We start from the raw sequence: 24,939 nt of genomic DNA, 5'->3' as shown, positions 1-24,939 counted from the left end.
CGGATCCCTTTCCAACGGAAAGGGCTCTGACCCCAGCATGATGGGATCCGGGATCAGAGCCCTGTTCTGCGAACAGGGCTCTGACCCCTGGCCTGTTACAACCGCACCAGCAGGTTCTTGGCGATCAGCCCGTGCAGCTTGCCGATGCCACGGGCCAGGTGCAGGGTCAGCACCAGCAGCAGCGCGCCGGCCGCGGCCAACGTGATCGCCACCAGCGGCGAGGCCGCCATCGGCAGTACATTCACGTCGTTGATGTACACGCCCGGGATGTCACCACTGAAGATCGCCGCGACCGGCGCCCAGATCAGGCTCAGCGACAGCGAGAGCAACGTCACCGCGATGGTGAAGTAGATGATGCCCAGCGGCAGCATCAGCACGAAGTACAGCAGGGTCAGCCAGGTGCGCCCGTCGGTGAACATGTCGCCGATGCGCTGCAGCCAGGTGCGGCTGCGGTCGGTGTAGCGCGGGCGGCGCGGCATGCGCTCGCCCAGCAACGCTTCCACCAGCCGGCCTTCCAGCAGCGCCAGCCCGCGCACCGAGCCGAAGAACAGCACGGTCAGCGGAATGCCGACGATCAGGATCAGCAGGCCGAGCGACAGCGACAGGCCGGTCACCACCCAGGTGAAGAAGAAGATGCCCGTGGCCAGCGACAGCAGCATGTAGAACAGCGCGCCGTAGGTGTGCGGATCGGCCACCACGCCGAAGAAGCGCGCCAGCAGCGAACGCGGCACCGGTGCCGGCGGCGGTGCGGCCGGCTCGACGCCACTGGCTTCGGCCGCCGCACGCAGCACCGGCGCGGTGTCCGCACGCGGCGTGCGCAGCGCGCGGTTCACCGTCACTTCGGTCTCGCGGTAGATCTCGGCCACTTCGTCCGGGGCGCCATAGCTGCCGGCCACGTCGGCGATGACCTCGGCTTCGCTGCGGCCGGGCTGCGCCGCCAGCTCCGAGCGCAGGTATTCCTCGGCGTCATACAGCGCGTCCTGCACCATCGCCGGGTCGGCGCCTTCCAGCGCCGCGCGCAGCTGCGCCAGGTACTGCGGGATGGTCGTGGGCAGGGCGCGGCCTGCCAGGCTCGGGTCGTTCATTGCGGTACCCCCTCCAACACGGAATCGACGGAATCGCGGGTGGCCTGCCAGGCCTGGCGCCACTGCGCCAGCACCTCGCGGCCACGTTCATTGATGCGGTAGTAGCGGCGCGGCGGACCGCTGCTGGACGGCTCCACGTGGCTTTCCAGCAGGCCGGCGCCCTCCAGGTTGCGCAGCACCGGGTACAGCGCACTCTGCTTGCCGCTCAGTACGCCCTCGCCCACCCGCTCCAGCTCCTTGGCAATGAGGTAGCCGTACAGCGGCTCCCCGGCCCGGGCCAGCACCGCCAGCAGGGCCAGCGACACCGTTCCGGCGCTGAGCTCCTTCTGGAACTTCTTCAGGTGGACATCGTCCTCGGACATGACCGGCCCTCCACTACGTTGAAGTCCACAGTAGTGCGAAGTTCGGTATAGCGAATGTGTCGTTAGTCACTCTGCCGGTTGGCGCGACTGCACGGCTCGCGCAGAATCGAAGCCTCGTTCATGTTCCGGGGTTCCCATGCCGCACCGCCGTTGCCTTGCCCTGACCGCCCTCGCCCTGTCCTGCCTGCTGCCCGCCCTCGCCAGCGCGGCCACGCCCTACCGCAGCCCGCAGCAGATCCTCGACGCCTCGGCGGCCAGCGACTGGCGCACCCCGGAACCGGCCAACCTGCTGTACATGGACCTGCCGGCCGGTCGGGTCATCATCGAGCTGGCACCGCAGTTCGCCCCGCGCCATGTCGCCAACATCCAGACCTTCGCCCACGAGCATTTCTGGGACGGCACCAGCATCTACCGTTCGCAGGACAACTTCGTGGTGCAGTTCGGCGATGCCGACGCCGATGACGCAGCCAAGGCCAAGCCGTTCGGCAGTGCCGCACGCAAGCTGCCGGCCGAGTTCGAGCGCGCCAGCGCCGGCCTGAAGGTCAGCGTGCTGCCGGACCGTGATGGCTGGGCCGCGCAGACCGGTTTCGTCGACGGCTTCCCGGTCGGCCAGGACCCGCAGGCCGGCAAGGCCTGGCTGGCGCACTGCTACGGCATGCTGGGCGCGGGCCGCAGCAACGAAGAGGACAGCAGCATCGGCGCCGAACTGTACGTGGTGACCGGGCAGTCGCCGCGCCAGCTGGACCGCAACATCACCCTGGTGGGTCGCGTGCTGAAGGGCATGGAGCTGCTCAGCGCGACGCCGCGTGGGCCGGCGCCGATGGGCTTCTACACCGACCCGACGCTGCGTACGCCGATCGTATCGATCCGCCGCGCCAGCGACGTGCCGGCGGCCGAGCGCACGCCGATCCAGGTACTGCGTACCGACTCGAAGACCTTCGCCGATACGGTGGAGGCGCGGCGCAATCGCGTGGATGATTTCTACAAGCGTCCGGCCGGGCATATCGATCTGTGCAATATTCCGGTGCCGGTGAAGTAACGCCGTCGCGGGTTCTGCGCGCGGCGCGTGCTGAAGGTGCTTCACGGTTCATGGGCGTTACTTTTCTTTGTACGCAAAGAAAAGTAACCAAAAGAAACGTTCCGCCAGCCGCGAGCCGATGCTGCGCATCGGTGCCCTGTGCTCCTCGGCCCGCCGAGGGACGGCGCGGGAACTCGCTGCGCTCAGACACCCGCGCCTCTTCGCCCTCGCCGGACCTGCGGTGCTCGGCTCGCTCAAGGCGGATCCAAGATCAAAGGCAGAAGCGGTCGCTTCGCTCGCCGGGCCCAGCCCGGCACTACCAAGCATCGTCGTGCAGCTGTGGCTCTTGACCTTGGGTCCGCCTTGAGTGAGCCGAGCATCGCAGGGGAATCAGGGGCGAAGAGGTGCGGATGTGCTGTAGAGCCGACTGCTAGTCGGCTGCCTTGTCCACACCGTCCCCGGATTCACCGAGAAGCGCAGGGGACCGACGTGCGAAGCACGGCGGCTCGCGACCTGGCGGCGCGTTTCTTTTGGTTACTTTTCTTTTCGCGCGAAAAGAAAAGTGACGCCCATGAACAGTGAAGCACCTTCAGCACGCGCCACGTGCAAAACACCTCAGCCCTTCTGACTCACCGCCACGCTCCCCAGAATCAACGCGCCCGCAATCAGCATCTGCAGCGTCACCGGCTCGCCCAGGAACAACCACGCAAACGCCGCGCCGAACAGCGGAATCAGGTAGGTCACCGTCGACGCACGCGACGGGCCGATGCGGCCGATCAGGCGGTAGAACATCAGGAACGCCAGGCCGGTACAGGCGACGCCCAGTGCGATCGCTGCGCCCCAGGCCTTCAGTGGAATCGCCGCCTGCGGCCAGTGGGTCACCGCCATCGGCAGCATCCACAGCGATGCACACGACAGCGTCGCCGCAGCGGCCGCGGCCGACGGCAGGCCGGTCATGTGCCGCTTCACCAGGTTCACGCCCAGGCCGTACAGCAGCGAGGCCGCCGCACCGGCCAGCACTGCAGTGCCGATGCTCAGGCCCGAGACCTTGGCCGTGGCCAGTACCACCACGCCGGCGAAGCCGACCAGCAGCGCGCCCGCACGGCGCATGCCGATCTTTTCACCGAAGAACAGGAACGCGATCAGCGCGGCGAACAGCACGGTCATCGCATTGCAGATCGCACCGATCGCGGCCGGTGCCTGCTCGGCCGCGTAGGCGAACAGCACGAACGGCAGCGCCGAGTTGATCAGGCCGATCGGTGCCAGCCACAGCCAGCGCCGTGGCGGGAACTGTGCGCGGGCGCGCCACAGGAACGGCAGCAGCACCAGCGCACCCAGCACCAGCCGAAGCTCGACCAGCGCGAACGGGCCGAACGAGGGCACCGCCACCCGCATGAACAGGAACGAGCAGCCCCAGATGGCGCCCAGCAGGGTCAACTCCAGCGGCGTGCGCCAGTCGCGCTCTGCTGCCTGTGGGACCGCATTCATGCCCTGCCTCCGTCCATCGTCTGTTCCTGGTCAAGGCGTACAGGATCAGGCGCAGACGCCCGCCGCACAAGCGCGTAGTATCGCTGCCAGCCACAAGTATGGTTTGAGGCTGGACATGCAGCTACGCCCTTCCCTGCTCCCCGCACTGGCCGTGTTCGCGGTCGCCGCGCGCCACCAGAACTTCGCCCAGGCCGCGCAGGAGCTGCACCTGACCGCCAGCGCGGTCAGCCATCACGTGCGCCGCCTGGAGGAGGTGCTGGAGACCCGGTTGTTCCTGCGCCACGCCCGCGGCGTGCGCCTGACCGCCGAGGGCCGGCAGCTGGCCGATGCCGCCAGCGCGGCCTTCACCGACGTTGCGGCGGTGGCCCACCACCTGCATCCGGATGCCGACAGCGTGCCGCTGCGGATCACCACGCTGCGCTCGCTCTCCTACTGCTGGTTGCTGCCCCGGCTGCCGCGCTTCACGCAGGCCTATCCGCATATCCGCATCGAGCTGCACACCGGCAGCGGCCTGGATCGCTACGACGACAACGGACCGGAAGTCGGCATCCGCTACGGGCTGGGCCAATGGCCGGGCCTGCGTGCGCAGCACCTGATGGATGACTACCTGTTCCCGGTGGCCTCACCGGCGCTGGCCGGGGTCGAAACGCTGCTCGATCCGGCGCGCATCGCCGACCTGCCGCTGCTCACCGACCTGTCACCGCAGGGCTGGCGCGACTGGTTCCGCCACGCCGGCGTGCGCCCCCCGTCGCCGCTGCCACCGATGCACACCTTCGCCGACAGCACCGATGCGATGCGTGCGGCGGTGTATGGCATGGGCGCGGTGCTGGCGCGCACCCATATCGCCCAGCCCTACCTGCAGCGTTACGAGGTGGTGCGCCTGCCCGGCCCCGCACTGAAGGCGCGCTACGCGTATCACGTGGTGCACGCCGAGGGACAGCCTCCCAGCCCCGCCGCACGCCTGTTCATCGACTGGTTGCTGGAACAGGCGCAGCACGAGCGCACGCCGGTTCCGGCGTTGCCGGAAAGCCTGCTCGGCCGCCCGGCCACGCTTGCCTGACTTCGCCCTCACCCGTTCTTTGCCCGATGCTGGCTAGGCTGCGTGCACCTCCACAACCTACCTACGCCATGGCCATGCTACGACTGCGCATCACCGGAACCGAAGACGACGCCCGTGCCATCAGTGACCTGCTGCTCGGCCTGGACGGCATCGAACATGTCGAGGAAACCGACGACCTGATGCCACACATGGACGACGACGATTCCAGTTCGGCCGGGCTGTCCGACGACATCGGCCCCGGCATCCATGAGCTGGAAGTGGAAGTCGGCAATGAAAGCACCGCGCAGAAGGTACGCGACGCTGTGCAGGAGCTGGCGCTGGAGCTGGATGTGTTCGTCGAGTACGAGACCGACGAGGGCTGATGCCGGCCGGCTGCCGGCATCAGCCTTGACCTCAGACGTTGGGCGGCAGCGTGCGGCGGCGGCGACGCCACCACGCGCGGGCCCCCCAGGCCACGACCAGGGCCAGCACGCCCACCGGCAGCAGGGCCGCCACCGCGCGGATCAGGAACGCGATGCTGCTGCCGAGGATGCCGCCCGATTCGCTCAGCGCCTCGCCGATCTCGCTGCGGCTGCGCTGGCCAGAGGTGGTCTCGAAGTGCAGCGTCACCAGCTGGGTATCGATGCGACGACGCTGCTGCGCGGCGTCCTTGTTGGCCTGCTCGACGCCGGCCTCGATTTCCGACAGGCGCGTGGTGATCGCCATCAGGTCTTCGATCTTCAGGTCCTTGCGGTCCTGGTAGGACAGCAGACGGGCGTGTTCCTTCTCCAGCCGCGCCTTGGTCAGCGCCGTGTCCGCCACGGCCTGTGCCAGATCCTCGGCGCGGGTGGTGCGCGACTGCAGCGTGCCGCCCTCACCGGCCATCGCGATCAGCGGCTCGGCGCCCTTCGGCGCGATGCGCACCTTGACCTCCCCGCTGGGTTGCTCGCCACTGCGCTGGTCGACCTGCAATACCGCGCAGTCGCCGAACTTCGCGCTCTGGCAGGCCTGGGCGATCTGCTGGATGCGCGGTGCGATCTTCGCCGCCTCCAGCTGCACCTGCACGTCATGTTCATAGGCCAGGAACGCACCTTCCGGCGACGCGACCGCCGCTTCGGCGGCCGGGGCGCCCGCATCGGCGGCCATGTCGCCCTGCTTGGCGCAGCCCGCCAATGCCAGCAGCACCACCGGCATCGCCAGACTCCGCGTCCAGGCGCGCGCGCCCGTCACAGTGCGGCTCCGTTGTAAGAGGTGACCGAAAGACCGGCCAGATCCACCTGCGGTACGCAGCGCACGTTCACCGCCACCATCGGCGTGCCGGTACGCGGGTCGACCGCCTCGCTGTAGGGTGCGATGCCGCACGTGCGGCAGTGGTGATGGTCGATGTGGGCCTTGTTGAAATGGTAGGTGGCTACGTCCGCCGGATCGGTGACCAACTCGAACGCCTCACGCGGGGCAAACCACAGCAGGCCGCCGCGGCGGCGGCACAGCGAGCAGTTGCAGTCGAGGACGTCGCTGATCGGCGCCTCGGCCTGTACGGTGAATGCGATCCTGCCGCAATGGCAGCTTCCCTGGTATTGCATGTCCTGCGCTCCGCTGGAGGGTCCTTGTCTGTGTCCATGGTAATCCTATGGCACGGGGACAAAGCAGCCCCAGGGCCCTATGCTCGGGGTTTGCCCCTGTACAGGAACGCCGATGCGCCCGCATCTTCTTGCCCTCGCCCTGGTCGCTGCGCTGGCCGGTTGCCAGCCAGCCGACGCCCCGACCACCGCTGCCGCCCCGGCCGCCGGCCAGCAGGCCGCTGACGCGGCGGTCGACGCCGCCTTCGCCGATCTGTCCAAGCGCGCGCTGGACACCTGGATGCAGCTGTCGCCGGTCAGCGCCACCCAGATCGGCGACCACCGCTACGACAGCGAACTGGACGACCTGAGCGCCGCCGGCCAGCAGAAGACCGTGGACGCCTACAAGGCGTTGCTGGGCGAGCTGGACAAGATCGATGTGGCCAAGCTGGGCCGCGAGAACCAGGTGGACGCGGCGATCCTGCGCAACCAGCTGCAGTCGGAAATCTGGAACGCCGAAGTGCTGCAGTCCGGCAAGTGGGACCCGCAGCTGTACAACGGCATCGCCGGCAGTGCGATCTATGGCCTGATGGCGCGCGAGTTCGCGCCGCTGCCGGAACGCCTGAAGTCGGCCACCGCGCGCATGGAAAAGCTGCCGGCGATCTTCGCCCAGGCGCGCGAGAACCTGGATCCGGCCCGCGTGCCGAAGATCCACGCCGAGACCGTGGCCAAGCAGAACAAGGGCATCCTCAGCATCGTCGATACCTTCATCACCCCGCACATCGGCGAACTGCCGCAGGCCGACCAGCAGCGTCTGCAGGCGGCCATCGAGGGCCTGAAGAAGGCGGTGGACGAGCAGCAGACCTGGCTGGACAAGACGCTGGTACCCAATGCCAAGGGCGACTTCCGCATCGGTGCGGAAAAGTACGACCAGAAGCTGAAGTTCGCGCTGAACTCCTCGCTGTCGCGCCAGCAGATCGGTGAGCGTGCGCGCGCCGAACTGACGCGCGTTCGCCGGGACATGTACGGCATCGCGCAGACCGTGCTGAAGGACAAGCCGGGGGCGCCGGAGATGCCGGCCCAGCCGACCGACGAGCAGCAGCAGAAGGCGATCGAGGCCGCGCTGGAACTGGCCTACGCCGACAAGCCGGCACGCGACAAGGTGGTCGACGACGCCAAGGCCGCGCTGGCGCAGTCCACTGCATTCGTGCGCGAACACGACCTGATGACCCTGCCCGACGCGCCGGTGGACATCATCCTGATGCCGGAATTCCAGCGCGGCGTGGCCGTGGCCTACTGCGATTCGCCGGGCCCGCTGGACAAGAACCTGAAGACCTTCTACGCCGTGTCGCCGATTCCGGACGACTGGAACGAGAAGCAGGTCGACTCGTTCCTGCGTGAGTACAACTCGCGCATGATCCACCTGCTGAGCATCCACGAAGGCACCCCGGGCCACTACCTGGAAGGCTGGCACTCGGCCAAGTTCCCCTCCACCCTGCGTGCGGTGCTGCGTTCGGGCCTGTTCGCCGAGGGCTGGGCGGTCTACACCGAGCGCATGATGCAGGAGCAGGGCTACCTCAACAACGACCCGCTGTTCCACCTGGTGCAGCTGAAGTTCTACCTGCGCACGATCTCCAACGCGATCCTCGACCAGGGCGTGCACGTGGACAACTGGGATCGCGAGAAGGCGATGCACCTGATGACCCACGACGCGTTCCAGCAGGAAAGCGAAGCGGCCGGCAAGTGGGTGCGTGCGCAGCTGACCTCGGCGCAGCTGCCGACCTACTTCGTCGGCGCGCAGGAACACTTCGACACCCGCAAGGCGGTGCAGGAGAAGCTGGGCGACAAGTTCAACCTCAAGGCCTACCACGACCAGATGCTGTCCTACGGCGCACCGCCGGTGCGTTTCGCACGCCAGCTGATGCTGGACCAGCCGATCGAGTGATTGGTTGGGTGTGAGATGGAAACGGAACGGCCCGGAGAGACCCGGGCCGTTTTCTTGTTTATGGCTTAAAAGAAAGTGCTTCTGCCACCTGGTGGTCAGTTGAAGGTCTTCACTATTGCGACTATCAACAAGACTACCGAGATTCCAGCCAAGAACTGCTTCAAATAAAACAGCCATGTGCGCATTCGATAGAGTATTGATTTACTATCAAATGTTACGCTATCGGATCCCGCAGATTCTGCGGCATCGTGCGCTGCCTTTGAGCTCGCATACGCGAACAAATACTGGAAGTAGCCAGCGACCAACGATAACAACGACGCAATAATGGAGAAAGCAATAAGGTAAGTGTCGACCTGATTCGGAAGTGCGGGAGCGTCTTTACCTCCGAGAAGTAGCACCCAACACAGACCGATCACGCTCAGAGCAATGGTCTTGGACAGCTCCGAAATTTTTTCGCTGACGGATTTGAGATCAGCGCGAGCATCGTTAAGGGTACTCATCACATGCTCCCGCTCGGACCAGGGTATCCAGTTCCATCTGATTTTCGGCGAGCAACTTTTTTCGCAACCTTTTTTACTGCCTTCTTAGCAGCAACCTTCTTGGCAGCCTTCTTCACTGTCTTTTTAGCAGTCTTCTTCATCAACTTCTCCCTGTTCCTTCAGATCATGCTGTTAGACTCACCAATCACATCACTACTTTTCCAACTCAAGATAGCCGCGATGGCCACCTGAATTCAGCTAGTTATCGGCCAAGTACAAATAAAATTTAGTCCTTGACGATCGCCTAGCGAGCTAGAGCGCATTCGCGACGCGCTGAGAAGCAGAAATTCGGTCGACCCCATTGTCTTACGCAGCTACGTACTCGCCTAGCACTTGTCCGCAAACTAGATTCAATTCCAGCGACTACCGCAGTTCGGTGCTGTAGCTGCAACTTAGGTAGCCAGATTGAACGCCAACAGTAGGGTGTGCGGGAATTGGGTCAGACTAGTCTCTGCTCCAGAAGCCGATCACATTGAGAGCCCTCCCGCAGGGAGGGATCCGACCCCGAAGCGATCATTGATCGGCCGCCACGAAACCACCGGTCTGCCGCGCCCACAACCGTGCGTACAGGCCACCGGCGGCAATCAGCTCGGCATGGCTGCCGGTCTCGACGATGCGGCCCTGGTCCATCACCACCAGCCGGTCCATGCGCGCGATGGTCGACAGCCGGTGCGCGATCGCGATCACCGTCTTGCCGCCCATCAGCTCATCCAGGCTGTCCTGGATCGCCGCTTCCACTTCCGAGTCCAGCGCCGAGGTGGCTTCGTCCAGCACCAGGATCGGGGCGTCCTTCAGCAGCACGCGGGCAATGGCGATGCGCTGGCGCTGGCCGCCGGAGAGCTTCACGCCACGCTCGCCGACATGCGCGTCGTAGCCGCGACGCCCCTGCCCGTCCACCAGCGTGTCGATGAAGGCTTCGGCACGCGCCTTGGCCACGGCAGCGCGCAACTGCTCTTCGGTTGCGTCTGGACGGCCATACAACAGGTTGTCGCGGATCGAGCGATGCAGCAGCGAGGTGTCCTGGGTGACCACGCCGATCTGCTGCCGCAGGCTTTCCTGGGTGACGCGCGCAATGTCCTGACCATCGATCAGGATGCGGCCGCTCTCCAGGTCGTACAGGCGCAGCAGCACGTTGACCAGGGTCGACTTGCCGGCGCCGGAGGGACCGACCAGGCCGATCTTCTCACCCGGCTTCACCACCAGGTCGAGGCCGGCGATCACGCCGCCCTTCTTGCCATAGTGGAAGTGGATGTCCTGGAAGTGCACGCCACCGCGGGTCACCTGCAGCGGTACCGCATCCTCGCGGTCCTGCACGGTCAGCGGCTGGGCGATGGTGGTGATGCCATCCTGTACCGTGCCGATGTCCTCGAAGATGCCGTTGATGGTCCACATGATCCAGCCGGACATGTTGTGGATGCGGATCACCAGGCCGGTCGCGAGCGTGATCGCGCCGACGGTGATGTGGCCGCCATTCCACAGCCACAGGGCCAGGCCACAGGTACCGGCAATCAGGAAACCGTTGACGATGGCGATGGTCAGGTCCATGCCGGTGGTCACCCGGGTCTGCGCGCGGTGCTTGACTGCCAGCTCCTGGATCGACTCGGCCACGTAGGCCTGCTCGCGTCCGCCGTGGGCGAACAGCTTCAGCGTGGGGATGTTGGTGTAGCCATCGACGATGCGGCCCATCGCCTTGGAACGCGCTTCGGACGCAATCCAGGCCCGTTCCTTCGCGCGCGGGACGAAGTAGACCAGGATCACCGCGTAGGCCAGCAGCCACAGGATCAGTGGCACCATCAGCCGCCAGTCGGCCTGCGCGAACAGGTACAGCGCGGTGCCGGTATAGACCACGATGTACCAGAGCGAGTCGACCATCTGCACCGCCGACTCGCGCAGCGAGGTACCGGTCTGCATCACCCGGTTGGCAACGCTGCCGGCAAAGTCGTTCTGGAAGAAGCTCAGGCTCTGCCGCACCACGTAGTTGTGCATCAGCCAGCGCGAGCGGTTGCTCAGGCCGGGCACGATGGCCTGGTTGACCAGCAGGTTGTGCAGGCCGACCAGGATCGGCCGCGCGATGACCGTGATGAACAGCATCCAGCCCAGTTCATTGGCATGGCGCCTGAAGAAATCGGCACCGGGCTGCTCGGCGACCATGTCGACGATGCGGCCCAGGTAATCGAACATCGCCACTTCCACCAGCGCCAGCAGCAGGCCGGCGATCAGCGTCGCCAGCAGCACCGGCCACACCGGGCGCAGGTAGTGCAGGTAGAACGGCAGCACCTTGCGCGGTGGCATGCGCCCATCCACGGGCGGGAACACTGGAATCAGGGATTCAAACCAACGGAACATCGCATTCCCTCGCCTCTTGCAAGCGGCGGAGTATCCCACGACGGATGTGTACGCCAGCCGACGGTCACCCGCGGCTCCGGTAGTGCCGGCCGCTGGCCGGCAGCCTCGCGACGCATCCGGGGATCATCGGGTTGCCGGCCAGCGGCCGGCACCAGCCTCACTCCCTGACCGGGGTGAACAGCAGGTCCTGGAAATCGAAGCTGAAGTCGGTCAGGTCGGAAATCGACTGCATCCGTACCTCGCGCACCTTGCCATCCGGATCCAGGCTGAAGTTCACGAACGCGTCGGCGTTGAGCGAACGGTCGTCCCAGCGCACGATGAAGGTGTCGTGCTGCCAGTGCTCCAGGCGGCCGCTCAGCTGCGCGGTCTTCATGAAGCGCAGGCGCAGGCCCTTGCCTGCGGCACTGATCTGCATGTCGCCGTACCACTGGTCGCGGAACGTGCCGGTGTAGCCGGCCAGCGCCAGCGACGGCTTGCTGCCGGCGTCGCGCGCACGCTGGTGCTTGGCCCAGGCCTCGTCGGCCTTGTCCTGGCCCTTGGCCACAGCCTTGGCATAGGCGTCCACCCAGTCGTGCTTGTCGCCACCCAGGTAAGCGTCGAGCACGCTCAGGGTGATCGCGTTGAACGCCGCGCCCACTTCCTGGTTGGTCAGCACCACCACGCCCAGCTTTTCGCCCGGCACCAGGGTCAGCCGCGAGACCATGCCCGGCCAGCCGCCGGTGTGCCAGACCAGCTTGCGTCCACGGTAATCGCTCAGGCTCCAGCCCTCGCCATAGCCGGCAAAATTGGCCCGTGCCGGTGCCAGCTCCGGCACGCTCGGCGCCGGGATCGACTGCGGGGTGATCATCCGCCACATCTGCTGCTGGCTTTTTTCACTGAACAGCACCGTGCCATCGGCAAGCTTGCCCTCGGCCAGCTGCACCTGCATCCAGCGCGCCATGTCGTGCGCGCTGGAATAGATGCCACCGGCACCGGCATTGTTCGACCAGGTCAGCGGCGCGACGGTGCGCAGGTCCTTGAAATCGTACTTGGCGTGGCCGACCGCGGCCTTGTCGCCCGGCTTCAGGTGGTCGGCGTTGTAGCGCGTGCCGGCCATGCCCACCTTGTCGAAGATGCGGGTCTGCAGGAACTGCTGGTAGCTCATGCCGGAGACATGTTCGATCACCTGCTGGGCCACCGCGTACAGGATGTTGTCGTAGGCATAGTTTTCGCGGAAGCCGCCCTTCAGCGGCACCCTGCCCAGCCGCTCCACCACTTCGGCATTGCTGTAGGAGGTGGTCGGCCAGAACAGCAGGTCGCCGGCGCCCAGGCTCAGTCCGCTGCGGTGCGAGAGCAGGTCGCGGATCGTCATCTGCCCGGTCACGAAGGGATCGGACATGCGGAACGATGGCAGGTGCTCGATCACCTTGTCGTCCATCTTCAGCTTGCCGTCCTCGGCCAGCAGGTTCAGCGAAGTGGCGGTGAACGCCTTGGTATTGGAGGCGATGGCGAACAGCGTGTCGGCCTCCACCGGCTCCGGCTTGCCCTGCTCGCGCACGCCCCAGCCGCGCTCCAGCACCACCTCGCCGTCCTTGACCACGGCCACCGCGATGCCGGGCACGTCGAACTGCGCGCGCACGCGCTCGACGGTCGCATCCAGATCCTGCAGCGGCGGCGGGGTCGCCGCGCTCGCCATGGTCGTGCACGCCAGCAGCACGGCTCCTCCAATCCAGGTGTTCATGCAGCACGATCTCCGAACAGGGGTGGCGGCCGTGTGCAGGCCGTCACCGGGGTTTCGCGGGATGGTAACGGTCACCGATGCACCCTGCCCTGTGCCATAGGAGGGGTGTCATGGGACAGAACGGGCAGTCCAGCAAGGGCTCCACCATCATTCCATGCCTGCGCTACCGCGATGCGCTGGCCGCCATCGACTGGCTGCAGCGCGCCTTCGGTTTCCATGCCCAGGCTGTATACGCCGACGGCGATACCGTGTTCCACGCCCAGATGACCTTCGGCACCGGCATGGTCATGCTGGGCTCGGCGGGTAACCAGAGCACATGGAGCGAACACGCGGTACTGCCCGAAGAAGTCGGCGGGCGCCAGACCCAGAGCGCCTGCGTGATCGTCAGCGATGCCGACGCGCACTATGCCCGGGCCAAGGCTGCCGGCGCGCGCATCGTCATCGACATCGCCGACCAGGACTACGGCGGCCGTGGCTACGCCTGCGCCGATCCGGAAGGCTACCTGTGGTGGTTTGGCAGCTACGACCCGTGGCGCGAGGACCACGGCCAGTGATCGCGTCGTCGCACCCGGCGGAGATCCGCTGTGGCATCGGTGGCTGGGTGTTTCCCGCGTGGCGCGGGGGCGTGTTCTATCCGGCAGGGCTGCCACAGCGCGAGGAACTGGCCCATGCCAGTCGCGCCCTGCGCTGCATCGAGATCAATGGCACCTTCTACCGCACGCCCACCCCTGGCCAGTGCGCGCAGTGGGCAGCGCAGACGCCACAGGGCTTCCGTTTCTCGATGAAGGCGCCACGCTACCTGGTCCAGCGTCGCGACCTGTCCAGCACCGTGGACGCGGCCGCGCCCTTCCTGGAGGCGGCGCTGGCGCTGGGTGACCGGCTCGGCCCGTTGCTGTGGCAGTTCGATCCACGCCATCCGGCCGATGCCGAGGCGCTGGATCGGCTGATGGCTGAGCTTCCCAAGCAGCTGCAGGGTGTGCCGCTGCAGCACGCGCTGGAGGTGCGCAACGCCGCGGCACATGGTCCGGCGCTGGTCGCCGCCGCGCGCCGCCACGGCGTGGCGCTGGTGATCGAAGACAGCGACGAGGCGCCGTTGCACGGCGATGTCAGTGCCGGCTTCGTCTACGCACGGATCAAGCGCAGCCAGGCCCGCTTGAAGGAGGGGCTGCCCGCCCCGGTGCAGCGGCGCTGGGCCGAGCGTGCGCTGCGCTGGTCACGCGGCGAGCCGGTGGACGACCTGCCCTGCCTGGCCAAGCCAGCCGCGCTCGCACCACGCGAGGTCTACCTGCTGTGCATCGGCGCGGGCAAGGCACGCAATCCGGCCGCGGCGATGGCCCTTCAGCGCCTCATCGACGACGCCAGCGATCCAGCCCCCACAGCAGCGTCCACCCCGTCACGAACACGCCCGCCACGCGCAGCACGTTGAGCAGGAACGCGGCCAGCCCCAGCCGTTGCAGTTCCAGGAACGGATACGGCGCCTGCCCTGTCACAACGGCCACCCACATCGCCCACCCCAGGTAGATCAGCGGCACCCACAGCACCGTGCCCAGCGCGCGCCAGCGCAGCGCCCCATGCGGCAGCAGCCAGCACCACCCCAGCAGGTACAGCGCCGGTACCGCGTAGTGCAGGCCGGCATCGACCCACCACTGCAATCCGCTGGGCTGCCACAGGCCCTGCAGCGCCAGCACGTAGACGCAGGCCGTCACCCCGATGCACAACGCGAGCACTGCGGCGACCGTCGTGCCCAGCACGCCCGCACGCACCAGCCTGACGCATCCCACGCACACCGCCAGGTTGCTGAGGATGGTGAAGTAACCGAAGAAGCGCAGCGTCACCGTGCCGATCCCGGCCCCTGCGCCTGCCCCGCGCACCAGCAGCAGGTACTGCAGCAGCAACGACGCGGCGGCGATCAGTGCGGTCAGCGCGGCCCAGGTGCGCAGGACGGAGCGGTCGGCAGCCATGGCGGGGTCCCTGGGCAGGTTTCCGCGAGCATGCCACAGGCATCGCCGGCTGCCGCGCGATTGCCTCACAATAGGCGGATGAGCACACCCGACACCCGCAAAGCGCTGTGGCAGATCCACTTCTGTGTCCTGCTGTGGGGCGTCACCGCCATCCTCGGCAAGCTGATCACCCTGCCCGCACTGCCGCTGGTGTGGTGGCGCATGCTGCTGGTGACGGCGATGCTGGCGTTGCTGCCGCGGGTCTGGCGAGGATTGCGCACGCTGCCGCTACGGCTGGTGGCCGGCTACGCCGGCATCGGTGCGCTGGTGGCCCTGCACTGGCTGACGTTCTACGGCGCGGTGAAGCTGGCCAATGCCTCGGTGGCGGCCACCTGCATCGCGCTGGCGCCGGTGTTCACCTCCATCATCGAACCCTGGGTCGCCAAGCGTCCGTTCCAGCTGCGTGAACTGGCGTTCGGCCTGGCGGTGCTGCCGGGCGTTGCGCTGGTGGTCGGCGGCGTGCCCGATGGCATGCGCCTGGGCGTGTTGATCGGTGCGCTGTCGGCGCTGCTGGTGGCCGTGTTCGGCTCGCTCAACAAGCGCATGGTCAGCCACGCCGATCCACTTACGGTCACCGCGCTGGAACTGGGTGCCGGCACCCTGACCCTGACCCTGCTGGCGCCGCTGATGCCGTTCCTGCTGCCCGCGCTGGCCAGCCCGCTATGGGTGGTCCCGAATCTGCACGACGGCATCCTGCTGCTGGTGCTGGCCGGGTTCTGCACGCTGCTGCCGTTTGCCCTGGCCCTGGTCGCGCTGCGCCACCTGAGCGCCTACACGGTGCAGCTGGTGACCAACCTGGAGCCGGTCTATGCGGTGGTGCTGGCGGTGGTGCTGCTGCGCGAACAGCACGAGGTGACCCCGTGGTTCTACCTGGGCGTGGCGATCATCGTCGGCGCGGTGTTCCTGCATCCACTGCTGAACCGCCGCAAGCCGGTGCAGCACCCTGAAATCCTTGGCACGGCCGAGGCGCGCAACATCGCCGATTGAGCGCAGCCACGCAGGCGCTGGTAGTGGGCCGGTGCTGATTCAGTCCGCCCGTTCCACCCGGTTGCGGCCATTGCCCTTGGCCCGGTACAGCGCCTTGTCGGCGCGTGCCAGCATTTGATCCACGGTCTCCCCTGGCTGGTGCTGGGCAACGCCGATGCTGATCGTGACCGGGAAGCCAAGCGGCAGGTCGGCCACCGCCAGGCGCAGGAATTCGCATTGCAGTTCGGCGGTGCGCAGGTCGGTCGCCGGCATCACCACCACGAACTCCTCGCCGCCATAGCGCGCGGCCATGCCACGGCCGGCGAAGTGCGAGCGCAGCAGCACGCCCAGCTCGGCCAGCACGCGGTCGCCGGTGGCGTGGCCCTGGAAGTCATTGATGTGCTTGAAATGGTCGACGTCCAGCAGCGCCACGCACGCCACACCGGGCAGGTCTCCGCTTGGCGCAACGGCCTCTTCCAGCGCCGCCGCCATCGCGCGGCGGTTCGGCAGGCCGGTCAACGCATCGGTGCGGCTCTGCGCGGCCAGGTCGGCATTCTGCGCCAGCAGCACGTCCTGGTACTCCGACAGCAGGCGCTCGTAGTCATCGCGTTCCAGCATGTGCTTCTGGATGTCGAGCGCGAAGCGGCGCAGCTCCATCACCAGCATCACCTGCCGCGACAGCGCAGCCAGCGCCTCGGCCTTGTCGCTGGCCAGATGCTGCGGCTGCGCATCGAACACGCACAGCGTGCCCAGCGGCAGGCCATCGGAACTGATCAGCGGCGCACCGGCATAGAAACGGATGTGCGGATCACCCACCACCACCGGGTTGTCGTGGAAGCGGATGTCCTGCAGTGCATCCTCGACCACCATGATCTGCTGCGGCTGCAGGATGGCGTGGCCGCACATCGATTCGCTGCGCAGGTTTTCTGCCGCATCGATGCCCTGGATCGACTTGAACCATTGCCGCTCGACATCGATCAGGGTCACCGCCGCCATCGAGGTGCCACAGACCGCCTTGGCGATCACCACCAGGTCGTCGAAGGATTTTTCACGTTCCGAATCAAGGATGCGGTAGCGGTACAGCGCCTCGAGCCTCAGAGCTTCGTTGGCAGGCTTGTCGGGCTTGATCATGCAGCGTCACGTTCCGGCAGGTCACCGCGAAGTCTAGCGGATGCCGGTCCCCAATCTGCACCCTGGGTGGTGCCGGCCGTTGGCCGGCATCCGCGCTCATTCGATGCCGGATGCAGCCGGCCAGCGGCCGGCACTCCCGCGCGTTACCAGTCCAGCTGCTTCGGCAGCAGGCCCTGCAGCTCCTGCTCGGTCAGGTTGCGCCACTGGCCCGGCTTCAGGGCACCGATCTTGATGTTGTCGATGCGGACGCGGCGCAGCTGGGTCACCCGATAGCCGAACTCGGCGGCCATCAGGCGGATCTGCCGGTTCAGGCCCTGCTGCAGGGTAATGCGGAAACCGAACTTGGCGATGCGCGAGGTCTTGCACGGCAGCGTTATCTGGTCGTGGATGCGAACGCCACGGGCCATGCCGCGCAGGAACTCATCGGTGACCGGCTTGTTCACCGCCACCAGGTACTCCTTCTGGTGGCCGTTCTCGGCACGCAGGATCTGGTTGACGATGTCGCCGTTGCTGGTCATCAGGATCAGGCCTTCGGAGTCCTTGTCGAGGCGGCCGATCGGGAAGATGCGCTGTTCATGGCCGACGAAGTCGACGATGTTGCCCTTGACCGACGTTTCGGTGGTGCAGGTGACGCCGACCGGCTTGTTCAGCGCGATGTAGACGTGGCGGCGGGCGCCGGGCTTGCGGGCCACGCGCGCGCGCAGCGGCTGGCCGTCGACCAGCACCTGGTCGTCCTCGCCCACCACCGCGCCGGTGCCGGCCGGATGGCCGTTGACGGTGACCCGGCGGGCGGCGATCAGGCGATCGGCCTCGCGGCGGGAGCAGAAGCCGGTGTCGGCGATATGTTTGTTGAGTCGGGTGGTCATCGGCCCATTATCCGGCATTGCCGCGCGCGGCGCTTCATGCGAGCCCGGGCGGATCGAGCGCTTCGCCGTCGAATACGCGGTTGCGGCCGGCGCGCTTGGCCACGTACATGGCGTGGTCGGCGCGGCGCAGCAGCGCGGCCAGGTCGTCCTCGCCCGGCCGCCATTGCGCCAGGCCGATGCTGGCGGTCACCTCCAGACCGGGCACCTGCAACGCCCGACCGGCCTCGGTGATGTGCTGGCGCAGGCGATCCAGGCGGGCCGACGCGGCCTCGCGCGGCATCCCCGGCATCAGCAGCAGGAATTCCTCGCCGCCCATCCGCACCACCTGGTCCTGGCTGCGGACCGCGGACCGCAACGCACGCGCCACCGCCACCAGCACCTGGTCGCCCACGCCGTGGCCGTGGCGGTCATTGATGTCCTTGAACAGGTCGATGTCGAGAAAACCGATCACCAGCGGGCCGCGCTCGCGATCCACCCGCTCCAGGTGCTGGGCCAGCTGCTGCAGCCCGGCGCGGCGGTTGGGCAGGCCGGTCAGGCCATCGGTTTCGGCCAGCTGGCGCAGTTCATCGCGCTGCTGGCGCAGGCGCCCCAGCCGCTGGTTCAGCGCATAGGCGGCCATCATCAGCAGCCAGGTCACCGCCAGCTGCAGGGCTTCCACGCGGTATTCCAGCAACCACCCGGCGCGGCAGGCATCGGCCAGGATCAGTACCAGCATCGGTGCCAGCGCGGCCAGCCCTGCCTGCGCCCAGCGATCGCCGCGCAGCCGCGCCCACACCCCGACTGCCAGCGCCAGGCCACAGCCCAGCAGGTAGGACAGCTGCAGGCCCTGCGCCACCCAGGCCAGGCTGCGCCACGGCAGCCAGGGCACCAGTACGGCCAGCAGCAGCAGTCCCCACAGCGCCAGCCGCTGCAATGGACGCGAACCCGGCAGCAGGCGGTCACCGCCGTTCAGGCGCCACAACGCCGGCAGCACCAGCGCCTGGGACGCCGCGGTCAATGCCAGCAGCCACCACGCGCTGCGCTCACCTACCGGCAGCCAGGGCTCGGGGTAGCCGCTCAGCCCCCCGAGGATGGCCTGCCACAGCACCAGCACGGTGGTACCGGCGATGTAGACCAGGAAACTGCGGTCGCGGGTGGTGAGGAAGGCCATCAGTGCCGACAATGCCAGCGCGATTGCCACGGCGATGCAGGCCGCGCGCACCAGCAGGCGGGCGGTATCGTTCTGCTGCACCGGGCTGGGCGCCCCCAACCGCAGGGTCGGTACCCAGCGCGCCTTCAGCGGTGTCTGCCACGAAACCCGGAACGGTTCGTGGCTGCCCGCCGGCGGCACCGCCACCAGCCCGATGCCGGCGCGGAAGCGTGAGTCTCGGGTACGGGCATCGTGCATGTTGCCGCAGATTTCGCGATCACCGTGCTGCACGCGGACTTCGCCGGCGAACACATTGAACACGTCCAGTGCCTGCGGCTGGCCTGACCAGCCTTCCGGCGGCGCGGGCACCAGCACCTGCTGCCGCGAACCGGCCAGCATGGCCGCCGTGCATGCGCGATGCGGGGTCGGCTCATCGGTGCCTGCACCGACCAGCAGATAGTCGCGCCCGGCTTCGGCTGCGGCGGCCCACAACGGCCACGGCGTCGCCAACCACACCAGCAGCACGACCAGCACCGCTCCTGTTCCGTACTGCCACTGCCTGCCGCCCACGCCAGTCCCGTTTCCTGCTTACGCCCGCGCCCACTGCACGTCGCCCCTGGCGGGCATTATCGCAGCCACGGCCACCGCCCACGTGTAGACCAAGGTCGCTGTCAGGTTCAGCCAGCGGCGGGCGGCCCCTTCACCGCCACCAGGCGCACCGGCCGCAGGTCGGCCAGGGTCATCCGCTCCAGCGGCTGCGGCCGCTCGATCGCATAGCCCTGCAGGCCCTGCACCCCGAGCCGGGTCAGTGCGGCGGCCACTTCGGCGGTCTCCACCCATTCGGCCACCACCTCCATCTGCAGCTCGCGCCCCAGCTCACTGATCGCGCGCACCGTGGCATGGCTGACCGGATCAGTATCCATGTCGCGCACGAATGCCCCGTCGATCTTCAGGATATCGGCCGGCAACTGGCGCAGGTATCCGAACGAGGACAGGCCGGAGCCGAAATCATCCAGGGCCATCCGGCACCCCCGTGCCTTCACCGCGTCGATGAAGGCGCGCGCCTGGCTGAGGTTGCTGATCGCCGCCGTTTCGGTGATCTCGAAGCACAGCTTGGCGGCCAGCGCGCGGTTGCGCTCCAGCAGGTCGCAGACAAAGGCAAGGAAGCCGGGCTCGGCGATCGACTGCGCCGACACGTTGACGTTGCACAGTCCCAGCTGCCGCACGTGCGCCGGGCATACCTGCAGATGCCGGAACAGCAGGCCGAGCACGTGCCGGTCCAGCGCCACGGCCATTCCGTAGCGCTCCACCGCCGGCATGAACTGGCCTGGCAGGTGCAGGCTGCCATCGCTGCCGCGCATGCGCACCAGGACCTCATAGTGCAGGTAGCTGGGATCGCCGACGCGGGCGATGCGCTGCGCGTACAGGACCATGCGGTTCTCGGCCATGGCCAGGCTGACGCCCTGCAGGCGCTCGGCTTCCTGGCGCCGCTCCTCCAGTGCCATGCGGTCTTCGTTGAAGCAGTGCACGCGGTTGCGGCCGGCCTGCTTGGCCGCGTAGCAGGCGCTGTCGGCGGCGCTCATCAACCAGTTCACATCCGGTGCCTCGGCGCTGACCTCGACCACGCCGATGCTGCAGCTCAGCTGCGGGCTGCCCTCGCTGATCGGGAACGTCGCCTGCCCCAGATTGCGGATCACCCGCTGCAGCACGCGCTTGGCCTCGTCCTGCCCGGCATGGGCAAGGAACACCGCGAATTCGTCCGCACCCAGCCGGCCCACCCAGTCGCCATCGCGCACCGCCGCCACCAGGTAGTCGGCGAAGCTGCGCAGCATCTGGTCGCCGGCGGCGTGGCCGAAGCTGTCGTTGACCAGCTTGAAGTGGTCCAGGTTGATGTAGCACAGCGCATGCGTGCCGCCTTCGCTGCGCACCTGCAGCAGCGCGCGTTCCAGCAGCCGCTCGATCTCGCGGCGGTTGATCAGGCCCGTCAGCGGATCATGGCTGGCGTGGTGTTCGATCTCGCGCGCCAGGGCATGGTTCTGGCTGACGTCTTCGATGATGGCGAACACCGACAACCCGCCCCCGGCGCTGCGCACCCCGGTGCCGCTCCAGCGGCCCCAGACCAGGCTGCCGTCGCGACGGCGGAAGCGCAGTTCGCTCGGCCGCAGCTGGCGGTCCCAGTCGATGCGCCCCACTCCGTCGATGACCAGCTCACCGTCCATCAGCAGGTCACCCAGCGACAGCTGCAGCAGCACGTCGCGGCGATGGTCGAGGATATCGGCCATCGCCTGGTTGGCCTCGATCACCTTGCCTTCGGTGTCGAGCTTGAGCATGCCGACGTTGGCCTGGTAGAACGCTGCGCGGAAACGGCTCTCGTGCTCGGTCAGGTCCTTGCCGACGCGGCGCGCCAGGGCGACCGCCATCAGGCTGATCGCCAGCACCGACAGGCCCGCGACCATCAGGGTCGCCAGCCGCACCAGCGTGGCCATCCGCAGCAGTGCCTGCGAGAACGCCTGGCTCTGCACCTTCATCCGCTGGTCCAGGTCACGCAGCTGCTGCAGGTAGTGGTCGCGTGTGGCAACGGGCACCAGGCTGCCGTCGTGCCGCAGCTGCAGTTCATCGATCAGTCGCTGCAGCGCCATCAGGTCGCCATCGGTCTGCCGCCACAACGCGCTCGCTTCGCGGAAGGCACCGATGTCGCGCGCGTAGCGGAACGAGAACACCAGACGTGGGATGTCGGCGCGCGCGTTGCCGCCCTGCAGGAAGCCCTGCCTGGCTTTTTCCTCGTCCGGTTCGGCCTGTTCCAGCGCCAGTCGCGCCTGCAGGTCGCCCAACGGCACCTGCAGGGCCTGGCGTGCGTCGTCCAGGTCCTGGGCATCGCCGCGCGCCAGGTAGCGACTGAGTGCGGCAGTGGCATCCTGCTGGCCACGCGACCAGTAGCCCTGGCCGGCGATCCAGGCAGTGGAGGCCGCCTGCAGTTCCTGGATCAGGGCGGACAGAGCGACCAGTCCGATCGCCATGCCCGTCAACAACGCAAATCGCAGTCCCAGCCCCCGGGTCATCGGCACCCGCCGGCTGTGTTGGTCCGTGCCACTCCTACCCATCCCGGATCCCCCTGAATGTGCTGCGGTGACAACCTCCTTAGGAACCGGCTCAGCCTAGGACCGGCAATGTGTGGGCCATGCGAAAAAGGGGACGGAGGGGATTAAGTCGTTCTTGGCACAGGCGCATGGCCGGCCAAATACGACTTAATCCCCTCCGTCCCCTTTTTCTGTCCGCCAGCCCGGGGGCTGGCGGTGGTGTGGACGGCTGCGGCTTAGAAGCTGCGCGGGCCGCGCGGCTTGAAGCCGTCACGACGCGGCGGGCGGCTGTCACGGTCACCGCCGCGGTCGCCAGCCGGGCCACCCGGCCCGCTGCGACGGGGGCCACCCGGGCCGCCCGGGCCACGCTTGTCGAAGCGCGGCTTGAACGGACGCGGTGCCGGGTTGGTGTCTTCACCCGGGGCCAGCGCACGCATCTGCAGCTGCTGGCCGGACACCCAGACCTTCTGCAGGTGCGACAGCACGTCCGGCGGCATCTGTGCCGGCAGGTCCAGCAGCGAGAAGTCGTCGTGGATGTCGATGCGGCCGATGAAGCGGCTTTCCAGGCCGGCTTCGTTGGCGATGGCGCCGACGATGTTGGCCGGCTTCACGCCATGCTGGTGGCCGACCGAAATGCGGTAGGTCTCCATGCCCTGCTCCGGTGCACCACGCGGCGGAACCTCGCGGCGCGGACGCGGCTCGAAACCACCTTCGGCGTCGTCGCGACGCGGGCCGCGCTCGAAGCGCGGACCCCGATCGTTGCGCTCGAAGCGATCGCCGCGCTCCGGGCGGTCGCCACGGTCGAAGCGCTCGCGCGGGGCGCGCTCTTCGCGCGGGGCACGCACCGGCGGCTGCAGCAGGAACGGGGTGTCACCCTGCAGCAGCTTGGCCAGCGCGGCGGCGATCTCGATGGCCGGCACGTTCTGCTCGTTCTCGAAGCGCTCCAGCAGCTGGCGGTAGAAGTCCAGGCCGCCGGCACCCAGGGTTTCGCTGATGCGCGAGGTGAACTTGTTGATGCGGGTGTCGTTGACCGCTTCCACGCTCGGCAGCTGCATCTCTTCGATCGGCTGGCGGGTGGCGCGCTCGATCTGGCGCAGCATGCCCTTCTCGCGCGGGGTCGCGAACAGGATCGCCTCGCCGCTGCGGCCGGCACGGCCGGTACGGCCGATGCGGTGCACGTAGCTTTCGGTGTCGTACGGGATGTCGTAGTTCAGCACGTGGCTGATGCGCTCCACGTCCAGGCCGCGGGCGGCCACGTCGGTGGCGACCAGGATGTCCAGCTTGCCTTCCTTCAGCATGGCGATGGTGCGCTCACGCTGGGCCTGCTGCATGTCACCGTTGATGGCGGCAGCGGCCAGGCCACGGGCCTGCAGCTTGCTGGCCAGTTCTTCGGTGCCGGCCTTGGTCCGCGCGAAGATGATCATCGCGTCGAACGGCTCGACTTCCAGGATGCGGGTCAGCGCGTCCAGCTTGTGCATGCCGCTCACCCACCAGTAACGCTGGCGGATGTTGGCCGAGGTGGTGGTCTTGGCCGCGATGGTCACTTCCACCGGGTCCTGCAGGTAGGTCTGCGCGATGCGACGGATCTGCGGCGGCATGGTGGCCGAGAACAGGGCCACCTGGCGCTGCTCCGGCAGCTTCTTCAGCACGGCTTCGACGTCGTCGATGAAGCCCATGCGCAGCATTTCATCGGCTTCGTCCAGCACCAGCGTCTTCAGCTCGGACAGGTCCAGGGTGCTGCGGTCCAGGTGATCGATCACGCGGCCCGGGGTACCGACCACGATGTGCACGCCGCGGCGCAGGGCCGACAGCTGCTGGCCGTAGGGCTGGCCGCCGTACACCGGCAGCACGCGGAAGCCGGGAATCTTCGACGAATAGGACTGGAACGCCTCGGCAACCTGGATGGCCAGTTCGCGGGTCGGCGCCAGGATCAGGGCCTGGGGCTTGATCTGCTGCAGGTCGATGTTGGACAGTACCGGCAGTGCAAAGGCGGCGGTCTTGCCGGTACCGGTCTGGGCCTGGCCCAGCACGTCGCGGCCTTCCAGCATCGCCGGGATGGTAGCGGCCTGGATCGGCGACGGGGTTTCATAGCCGATGGCGGTGACCGCCTGCATCACGGGCTCGGACAGGCCGAGCTGCGCGAACTGCAGCGGCGCTTGGGAATCTTGGGACATGGGGAACTCCGAAGGCACTGCCGTCTTCCTGGCAGTGCGATAAAAAAGGTGATGGTCCGCGCTTTGGGCGCCCTTCTTATCGCGTGCCCTGGCGCTGCTCGGTCGGAGGAGATTTCACTCGCTCAGAGCGGAATGATACCGCATTGATGCTGAACGAGGCATACAGCTTTCCTCACACGTGCCGTCGCGCCCGTGCTGGCGCACAATACGCGCCCTCTTCCCGGCCCGGCCGCTGGCCTGTGCCCTCCTCCCAGGAACGCGCTCCATGCAGATTCTCGAATTCGACCTCGACGGCGACTACGTCGAACTCAAGCAGCTGCTCAAGCTGGCCGACCTGGTCACCAGTGGCGGCGAGGCCAAGATGGTCATCAGCGAAGGCCAGGTACGGGTCGACGGCGAAGTCGAACTGCGCAAGGCCTGCAAGATCCGCGCGGGCCAGGTAGTCGATTTCGCCGACAGCCAGATCCGCGTGCTGGCCGCCGGCTGAGCTGAAGC

23 protein-coding genes are annotated in these 24,939 nt (G+C 67.4%); 8 read left to right on the top strand and 15 right to left on the bottom strand.

Annotated elements, in window-relative coordinates; translation table 11 throughout:
* Positions 1-95: 95 nt before the first annotated feature.
* Entirely contained in the window at positions 96-1,085 is a 990-nt protein-coding gene (locus AC5P9C_RS04750; RefSeq protein WP_154330325.1) for a sensor domain-containing protein, read from the bottom strand.
* Complete coding sequence (locus tag AC5P9C_RS04745; protein WP_004150914.1) at positions 1,082-1,447, bottom strand: PadR family transcriptional regulator; 366 nt, start codon at positions 1,445-1,447, stop codon at positions 1,082-1,084. The genes AC5P9C_RS04750 and AC5P9C_RS04745 overlap by 4 nt, the downstream gene beginning before the upstream one ends.
* Positions 1,448-1,583: 136 nt before the next feature.
* On the opposite strand from AC5P9C_RS04745, the gene AC5P9C_RS04740 reads away from it, so the two are divergent.
* Positions 1,584-2,486, top strand: coding sequence for a peptidylprolyl isomerase (locus tag AC5P9C_RS04740; RefSeq protein WP_343542454.1), 903 nt, complete (start codon positions 1,584-1,586; stop codon positions 2,484-2,486).
* Between the two features lie 594 nt (positions 2,487-3,080).
* On the opposite strand, the gene AC5P9C_RS04735 is transcribed toward AC5P9C_RS04740, so the two are convergent.
* Complete coding sequence (locus AC5P9C_RS04735) at positions 3,081-3,953, bottom strand: DMT family transporter (RefSeq protein ID WP_053506845.1); 873 nt, start codon at positions 3,951-3,953, stop codon at positions 3,081-3,083.
* 115 nt (positions 3,954-4,068) lie between these two features.
* Between AC5P9C_RS04735 and AC5P9C_RS04730 the strand changes: the two genes are divergently transcribed.
* Positions 4,069-5,013 (top strand): LysR substrate-binding domain-containing protein, encoded by a 945-nt coding sequence (locus AC5P9C_RS04730; RefSeq protein WP_401736414.1) that lies wholly within the window; start codon positions 4,069-4,071, stop codon positions 5,011-5,013.
* 68 nt (positions 5,014-5,081) lie between these two features.
* Positions 5,082-5,375 (top strand): hypothetical protein, encoded by a 294-nt coding sequence (locus AC5P9C_RS04725; protein ID WP_005415831.1) that lies wholly within the window; start codon positions 5,082-5,084, stop codon positions 5,373-5,375.
* A gap of 31 nt (positions 5,376-5,406) precedes the next feature.
* Here the strand turns inward: AC5P9C_RS04725 and AC5P9C_RS04720 are convergent, their stop codons facing one another.
* Together AC5P9C_RS04720 and AC5P9C_RS04715 are read right to left on the bottom strand one after the other, a co-directional pair.
* A complete protein-coding gene (locus tag AC5P9C_RS04720) occupies positions 5,407-6,186 on the bottom strand; it encodes a DUF4349 domain-containing protein (RefSeq protein WP_049441426.1) in 780 nt (259 codons plus the stop codon).
* 32 nt (positions 6,187-6,218) lie between these two features.
* Entirely contained in the window at positions 6,219-6,575 is a 357-nt protein-coding gene (locus AC5P9C_RS04715) for a GFA family protein (protein WP_049470176.1), read from the bottom strand.
* Between the two features lie 112 nt (positions 6,576-6,687).
* Between AC5P9C_RS04715 and AC5P9C_RS04710 the strand changes: the two genes are divergently transcribed.
* A complete protein-coding gene (locus AC5P9C_RS04710) occupies positions 6,688-8,496 on the top strand; it encodes a DUF885 domain-containing protein (RefSeq protein WP_103282691.1) in 1,809 nt (602 codons plus the stop codon).
* A 95-nt stretch (positions 8,497-8,591) separates the two neighbouring features.
* Here AC5P9C_RS04710 and AC5P9C_RS04705 read toward each other — a convergent pair whose 3' ends face one another.
* From AC5P9C_RS04705 to AC5P9C_RS04690, 4 genes are all read right to left on the bottom strand, one after another.
* A complete protein-coding gene (locus tag AC5P9C_RS04705; RefSeq protein WP_343542212.1) occupies positions 8,592-8,996 on the bottom strand; it encodes a hypothetical protein in 405 nt (134 codons plus the stop codon).
* Positions 8,996-9,136, bottom strand: a complete 141-nt coding sequence (locus AC5P9C_RS04700; RefSeq protein ID WP_343542210.1) for a hypothetical protein — start codon at positions 9,134-9,136, stop codon at positions 8,996-8,998. Before AC5P9C_RS04700 ends, AC5P9C_RS04705 begins: the two co-directional genes overlap by 1 nt.
* Positions 9,137-9,548: 412 nt before the next feature.
* Positions 9,549-11,381: a multidrug efflux ABC transporter SmrA gene (gene smrA, locus AC5P9C_RS04695; RefSeq protein WP_326423017.1), complete on the bottom strand. Its 1,833-nt coding sequence runs from the start codon at positions 11,379-11,381 to the stop codon at positions 9,549-9,551.
* Between the two features lie 157 nt (positions 11,382-11,538).
* Positions 11,539-13,101, bottom strand: a complete 1,563-nt coding sequence (locus tag AC5P9C_RS04690) for a serine hydrolase (protein ID WP_103282688.1) — start codon at positions 13,099-13,101, stop codon at positions 11,539-11,541.
* 110 nt (positions 13,102-13,211) lie between these two features.
* Between AC5P9C_RS04690 and AC5P9C_RS04685 the strand changes: the two genes are divergently transcribed.
* Both AC5P9C_RS04685 and AC5P9C_RS04680 read left to right on the top strand, forming a co-directional pair.
* Complete coding sequence (locus AC5P9C_RS04685; RefSeq protein WP_103282687.1) at positions 13,212-13,655, top strand: VOC family protein; 444 nt, start codon at positions 13,212-13,214, stop codon at positions 13,653-13,655.
* Positions 13,652-14,527 carry a DUF72 domain-containing protein gene (locus tag AC5P9C_RS04680; protein WP_049470151.1) on the top strand — a complete coding sequence of 292 codons (876 nt, stop codon included), beginning with the start codon at positions 13,652-13,654 and terminating at the stop codon, positions 14,525-14,527. Before AC5P9C_RS04685 ends, AC5P9C_RS04680 begins: the two co-directional genes overlap by 4 nt.
* On the opposite strand, the gene AC5P9C_RS04675 is transcribed toward AC5P9C_RS04680, so the two are convergent.
* Entirely contained in the window at positions 14,448-15,062 is a 615-nt protein-coding gene (locus AC5P9C_RS04675) for a Pr6Pr family membrane protein (RefSeq protein WP_049470148.1), read from the bottom strand. The genes AC5P9C_RS04680 and AC5P9C_RS04675 overlap by 80 nt on opposite strands.
* A 78-nt stretch (positions 15,063-15,140) precedes the next feature.
* On the opposite strand from AC5P9C_RS04675, the gene AC5P9C_RS04670 reads away from it, so the two are divergent.
* Complete coding sequence (locus AC5P9C_RS04670) at positions 15,141-16,088, top strand: DMT family transporter (RefSeq protein WP_049470145.1); 948 nt, start codon at positions 15,141-15,143, stop codon at positions 16,086-16,088.
* A gap of 39 nt (positions 16,089-16,127) precedes the next feature.
* Here the strand turns inward: AC5P9C_RS04670 and AC5P9C_RS04665 are convergent, their stop codons facing one another.
* From AC5P9C_RS04665 to AC5P9C_RS04645, 5 genes are all read right to left on the bottom strand, one after another.
* Positions 16,128-17,198, bottom strand: coding sequence for a GGDEF domain-containing protein (locus AC5P9C_RS04665; protein ID WP_103282686.1), 1,071 nt, complete (start codon positions 17,196-17,198; stop codon positions 16,128-16,130).
* Between the two features lie 143 nt (positions 17,199-17,341).
* The gene (locus AC5P9C_RS04660) at positions 17,342-18,064 is read right to left on the bottom strand and encodes a pseudouridine synthase (RefSeq protein ID WP_103282685.1); all 723 of its coding nucleotides are present in this window, start codon (positions 18,062-18,064) and stop codon (positions 17,342-17,344) included.
* Positions 18,065-18,098: 34 nt separating this feature from the next.
* Positions 18,099-19,763 (bottom strand): sensor domain-containing diguanylate cyclase, encoded by a 1,665-nt coding sequence (locus AC5P9C_RS04655; protein ID WP_103282684.1) that lies wholly within the window; start codon positions 19,761-19,763, stop codon positions 18,099-18,101.
* 107 nt (positions 19,764-19,870) lie between these two features.
* Positions 19,871-22,294, bottom strand: coding sequence for a putative bifunctional diguanylate cyclase/phosphodiesterase (locus tag AC5P9C_RS04650; RefSeq protein ID WP_346715741.1), 2,424 nt, complete (start codon positions 22,292-22,294; stop codon positions 19,871-19,873).
* Between the two features lie 212 nt (positions 22,295-22,506).
* Entirely contained in the window at positions 22,507-24,444 is a 1,938-nt protein-coding gene (locus tag AC5P9C_RS04645) for a DEAD/DEAH box helicase (RefSeq protein ID WP_049470132.1), read from the bottom strand.
* 265 nt (positions 24,445-24,709) lie between these two features.
* Here AC5P9C_RS04645 and AC5P9C_RS04640 point away from each other — a divergent pair, with 265 nt between their 5' ends.
* Positions 24,710-24,931 (top strand): RNA-binding S4 domain-containing protein, encoded by a 222-nt coding sequence (locus AC5P9C_RS04640; protein ID WP_495205097.1) that lies wholly within the window; start codon positions 24,710-24,712, stop codon positions 24,929-24,931.
* Positions 24,932-24,939: the final 8 nt, after the last annotated feature.

The organism is Stenotrophomonas sp. YJH_SMC_10 (assembly GCF_059371555.1).
Note: the sequence above shows the minus strand (reverse complement) of the source record. Positions and strands in the feature narration are given on the sequence as shown.

Coding starts and splice junctions, on each gene's coding strand:
- AC5P9C_RS04750 (WP_154330325.1), bottom strand. CDS start 1,085: ATGAACGACCCGAGCCTGGCAGGCCGCGCCCTGCCCACGACCATCCCG.
- AC5P9C_RS04745 (WP_004150914.1), bottom strand. CDS start 1,447: ATGTCCGAGGACGATGTCCACCTGAAGAAGTTCCAGAAGGAGCTCAGC.
- AC5P9C_RS04740 (WP_343542454.1), top strand. CDS start 1,584: ATGCCGCACCGCCGTTGCCTTGCCCTGACCGCCCTCGCCCTGTCCTGC.
- AC5P9C_RS04735 (WP_053506845.1), bottom strand. CDS start 3,953: ATGAATGCGGTCCCACAGGCAGCAGAGCGCGACTGGCGCACGCCGCTG.
- AC5P9C_RS04730 (WP_401736414.1), top strand. CDS start 4,069: ATGCAGCTACGCCCTTCCCTGCTCCCCGCACTGGCCGTGTTCGCGGTC.
- AC5P9C_RS04725 (WP_005415831.1), top strand. CDS start 5,082: ATGGCCATGCTACGACTGCGCATCACCGGAACCGAAGACGACGCCCGT.
- AC5P9C_RS04720 (WP_049441426.1), bottom strand. CDS start 6,186: ATGCCGGTGGTGCTGCTGGCATTGGCGGGCTGCGCCAAGCAGGGCGAC.
- AC5P9C_RS04715 (WP_049470176.1), bottom strand. CDS start 6,575: ATGCAATACCAGGGAAGCTGCCATTGCGGCAGGATCGCATTCACCGTA.
- AC5P9C_RS04710 (WP_103282691.1), top strand. CDS start 6,688: ATGCGCCCGCATCTTCTTGCCCTCGCCCTGGTCGCTGCGCTGGCCGGT.
- AC5P9C_RS04705 (WP_343542212.1), bottom strand. CDS start 8,996: ATGAGTACCCTTAACGATGCTCGCGCTGATCTCAAATCCGTCAGCGAA.
- AC5P9C_RS04700 (WP_343542210.1), bottom strand. CDS start 9,136: ATGAAGAAGACTGCTAAAAAGACAGTGAAGAAGGCTGCCAAGAAGGTT.
- smrA (WP_326423017.1), bottom strand. CDS start 11,381: ATGTTCCGTTGGTTTGAATCCCTGATTCCAGTGTTCCCGCCCGTGGAT.
- AC5P9C_RS04690 (WP_103282688.1), bottom strand. CDS start 13,101: ATGAACACCTGGATTGGAGGAGCCGTGCTGCTGGCGTGCACGACCATG.
- AC5P9C_RS04685 (WP_103282687.1), top strand. CDS start 13,212: ATGGGACAGAACGGGCAGTCCAGCAAGGGCTCCACCATCATTCCATGC.
- AC5P9C_RS04675 (WP_049470148.1), bottom strand. CDS start 15,062: ATGGCTGCCGACCGCTCCGTCCTGCGCACCTGGGCCGCGCTGACCGCA.
- AC5P9C_RS04670 (WP_049470145.1), top strand. CDS start 15,141: ATGAGCACACCCGACACCCGCAAAGCGCTGTGGCAGATCCACTTCTGT.
- AC5P9C_RS04665 (WP_103282686.1), bottom strand. CDS start 17,198: ATGATCAAGCCCGACAAGCCTGCCAACGAAGCTCTGAGGCTCGAGGCG.
- AC5P9C_RS04660 (WP_103282685.1), bottom strand. CDS start 18,064: ATGACCACCCGACTCAACAAACATATCGCCGACACCGGCTTCTGCTCC.
- AC5P9C_RS04650 (WP_346715741.1), bottom strand. CDS start 22,294: ATGGGTAGGAGTGGCACGGACCAACACAGCCGGCGGGTGCCGATGACC.
- AC5P9C_RS04645 (WP_049470132.1), bottom strand. CDS start 24,444: ATGTCCCAAGATTCCCAAGCGCCGCTGCAGTTCGCGCAGCTCGGCCTG.
- AC5P9C_RS04640 (WP_495205097.1), top strand. CDS start 24,710: ATGCAGATTCTCGAATTCGACCTCGACGGCGACTACGTCGAACTCAAG.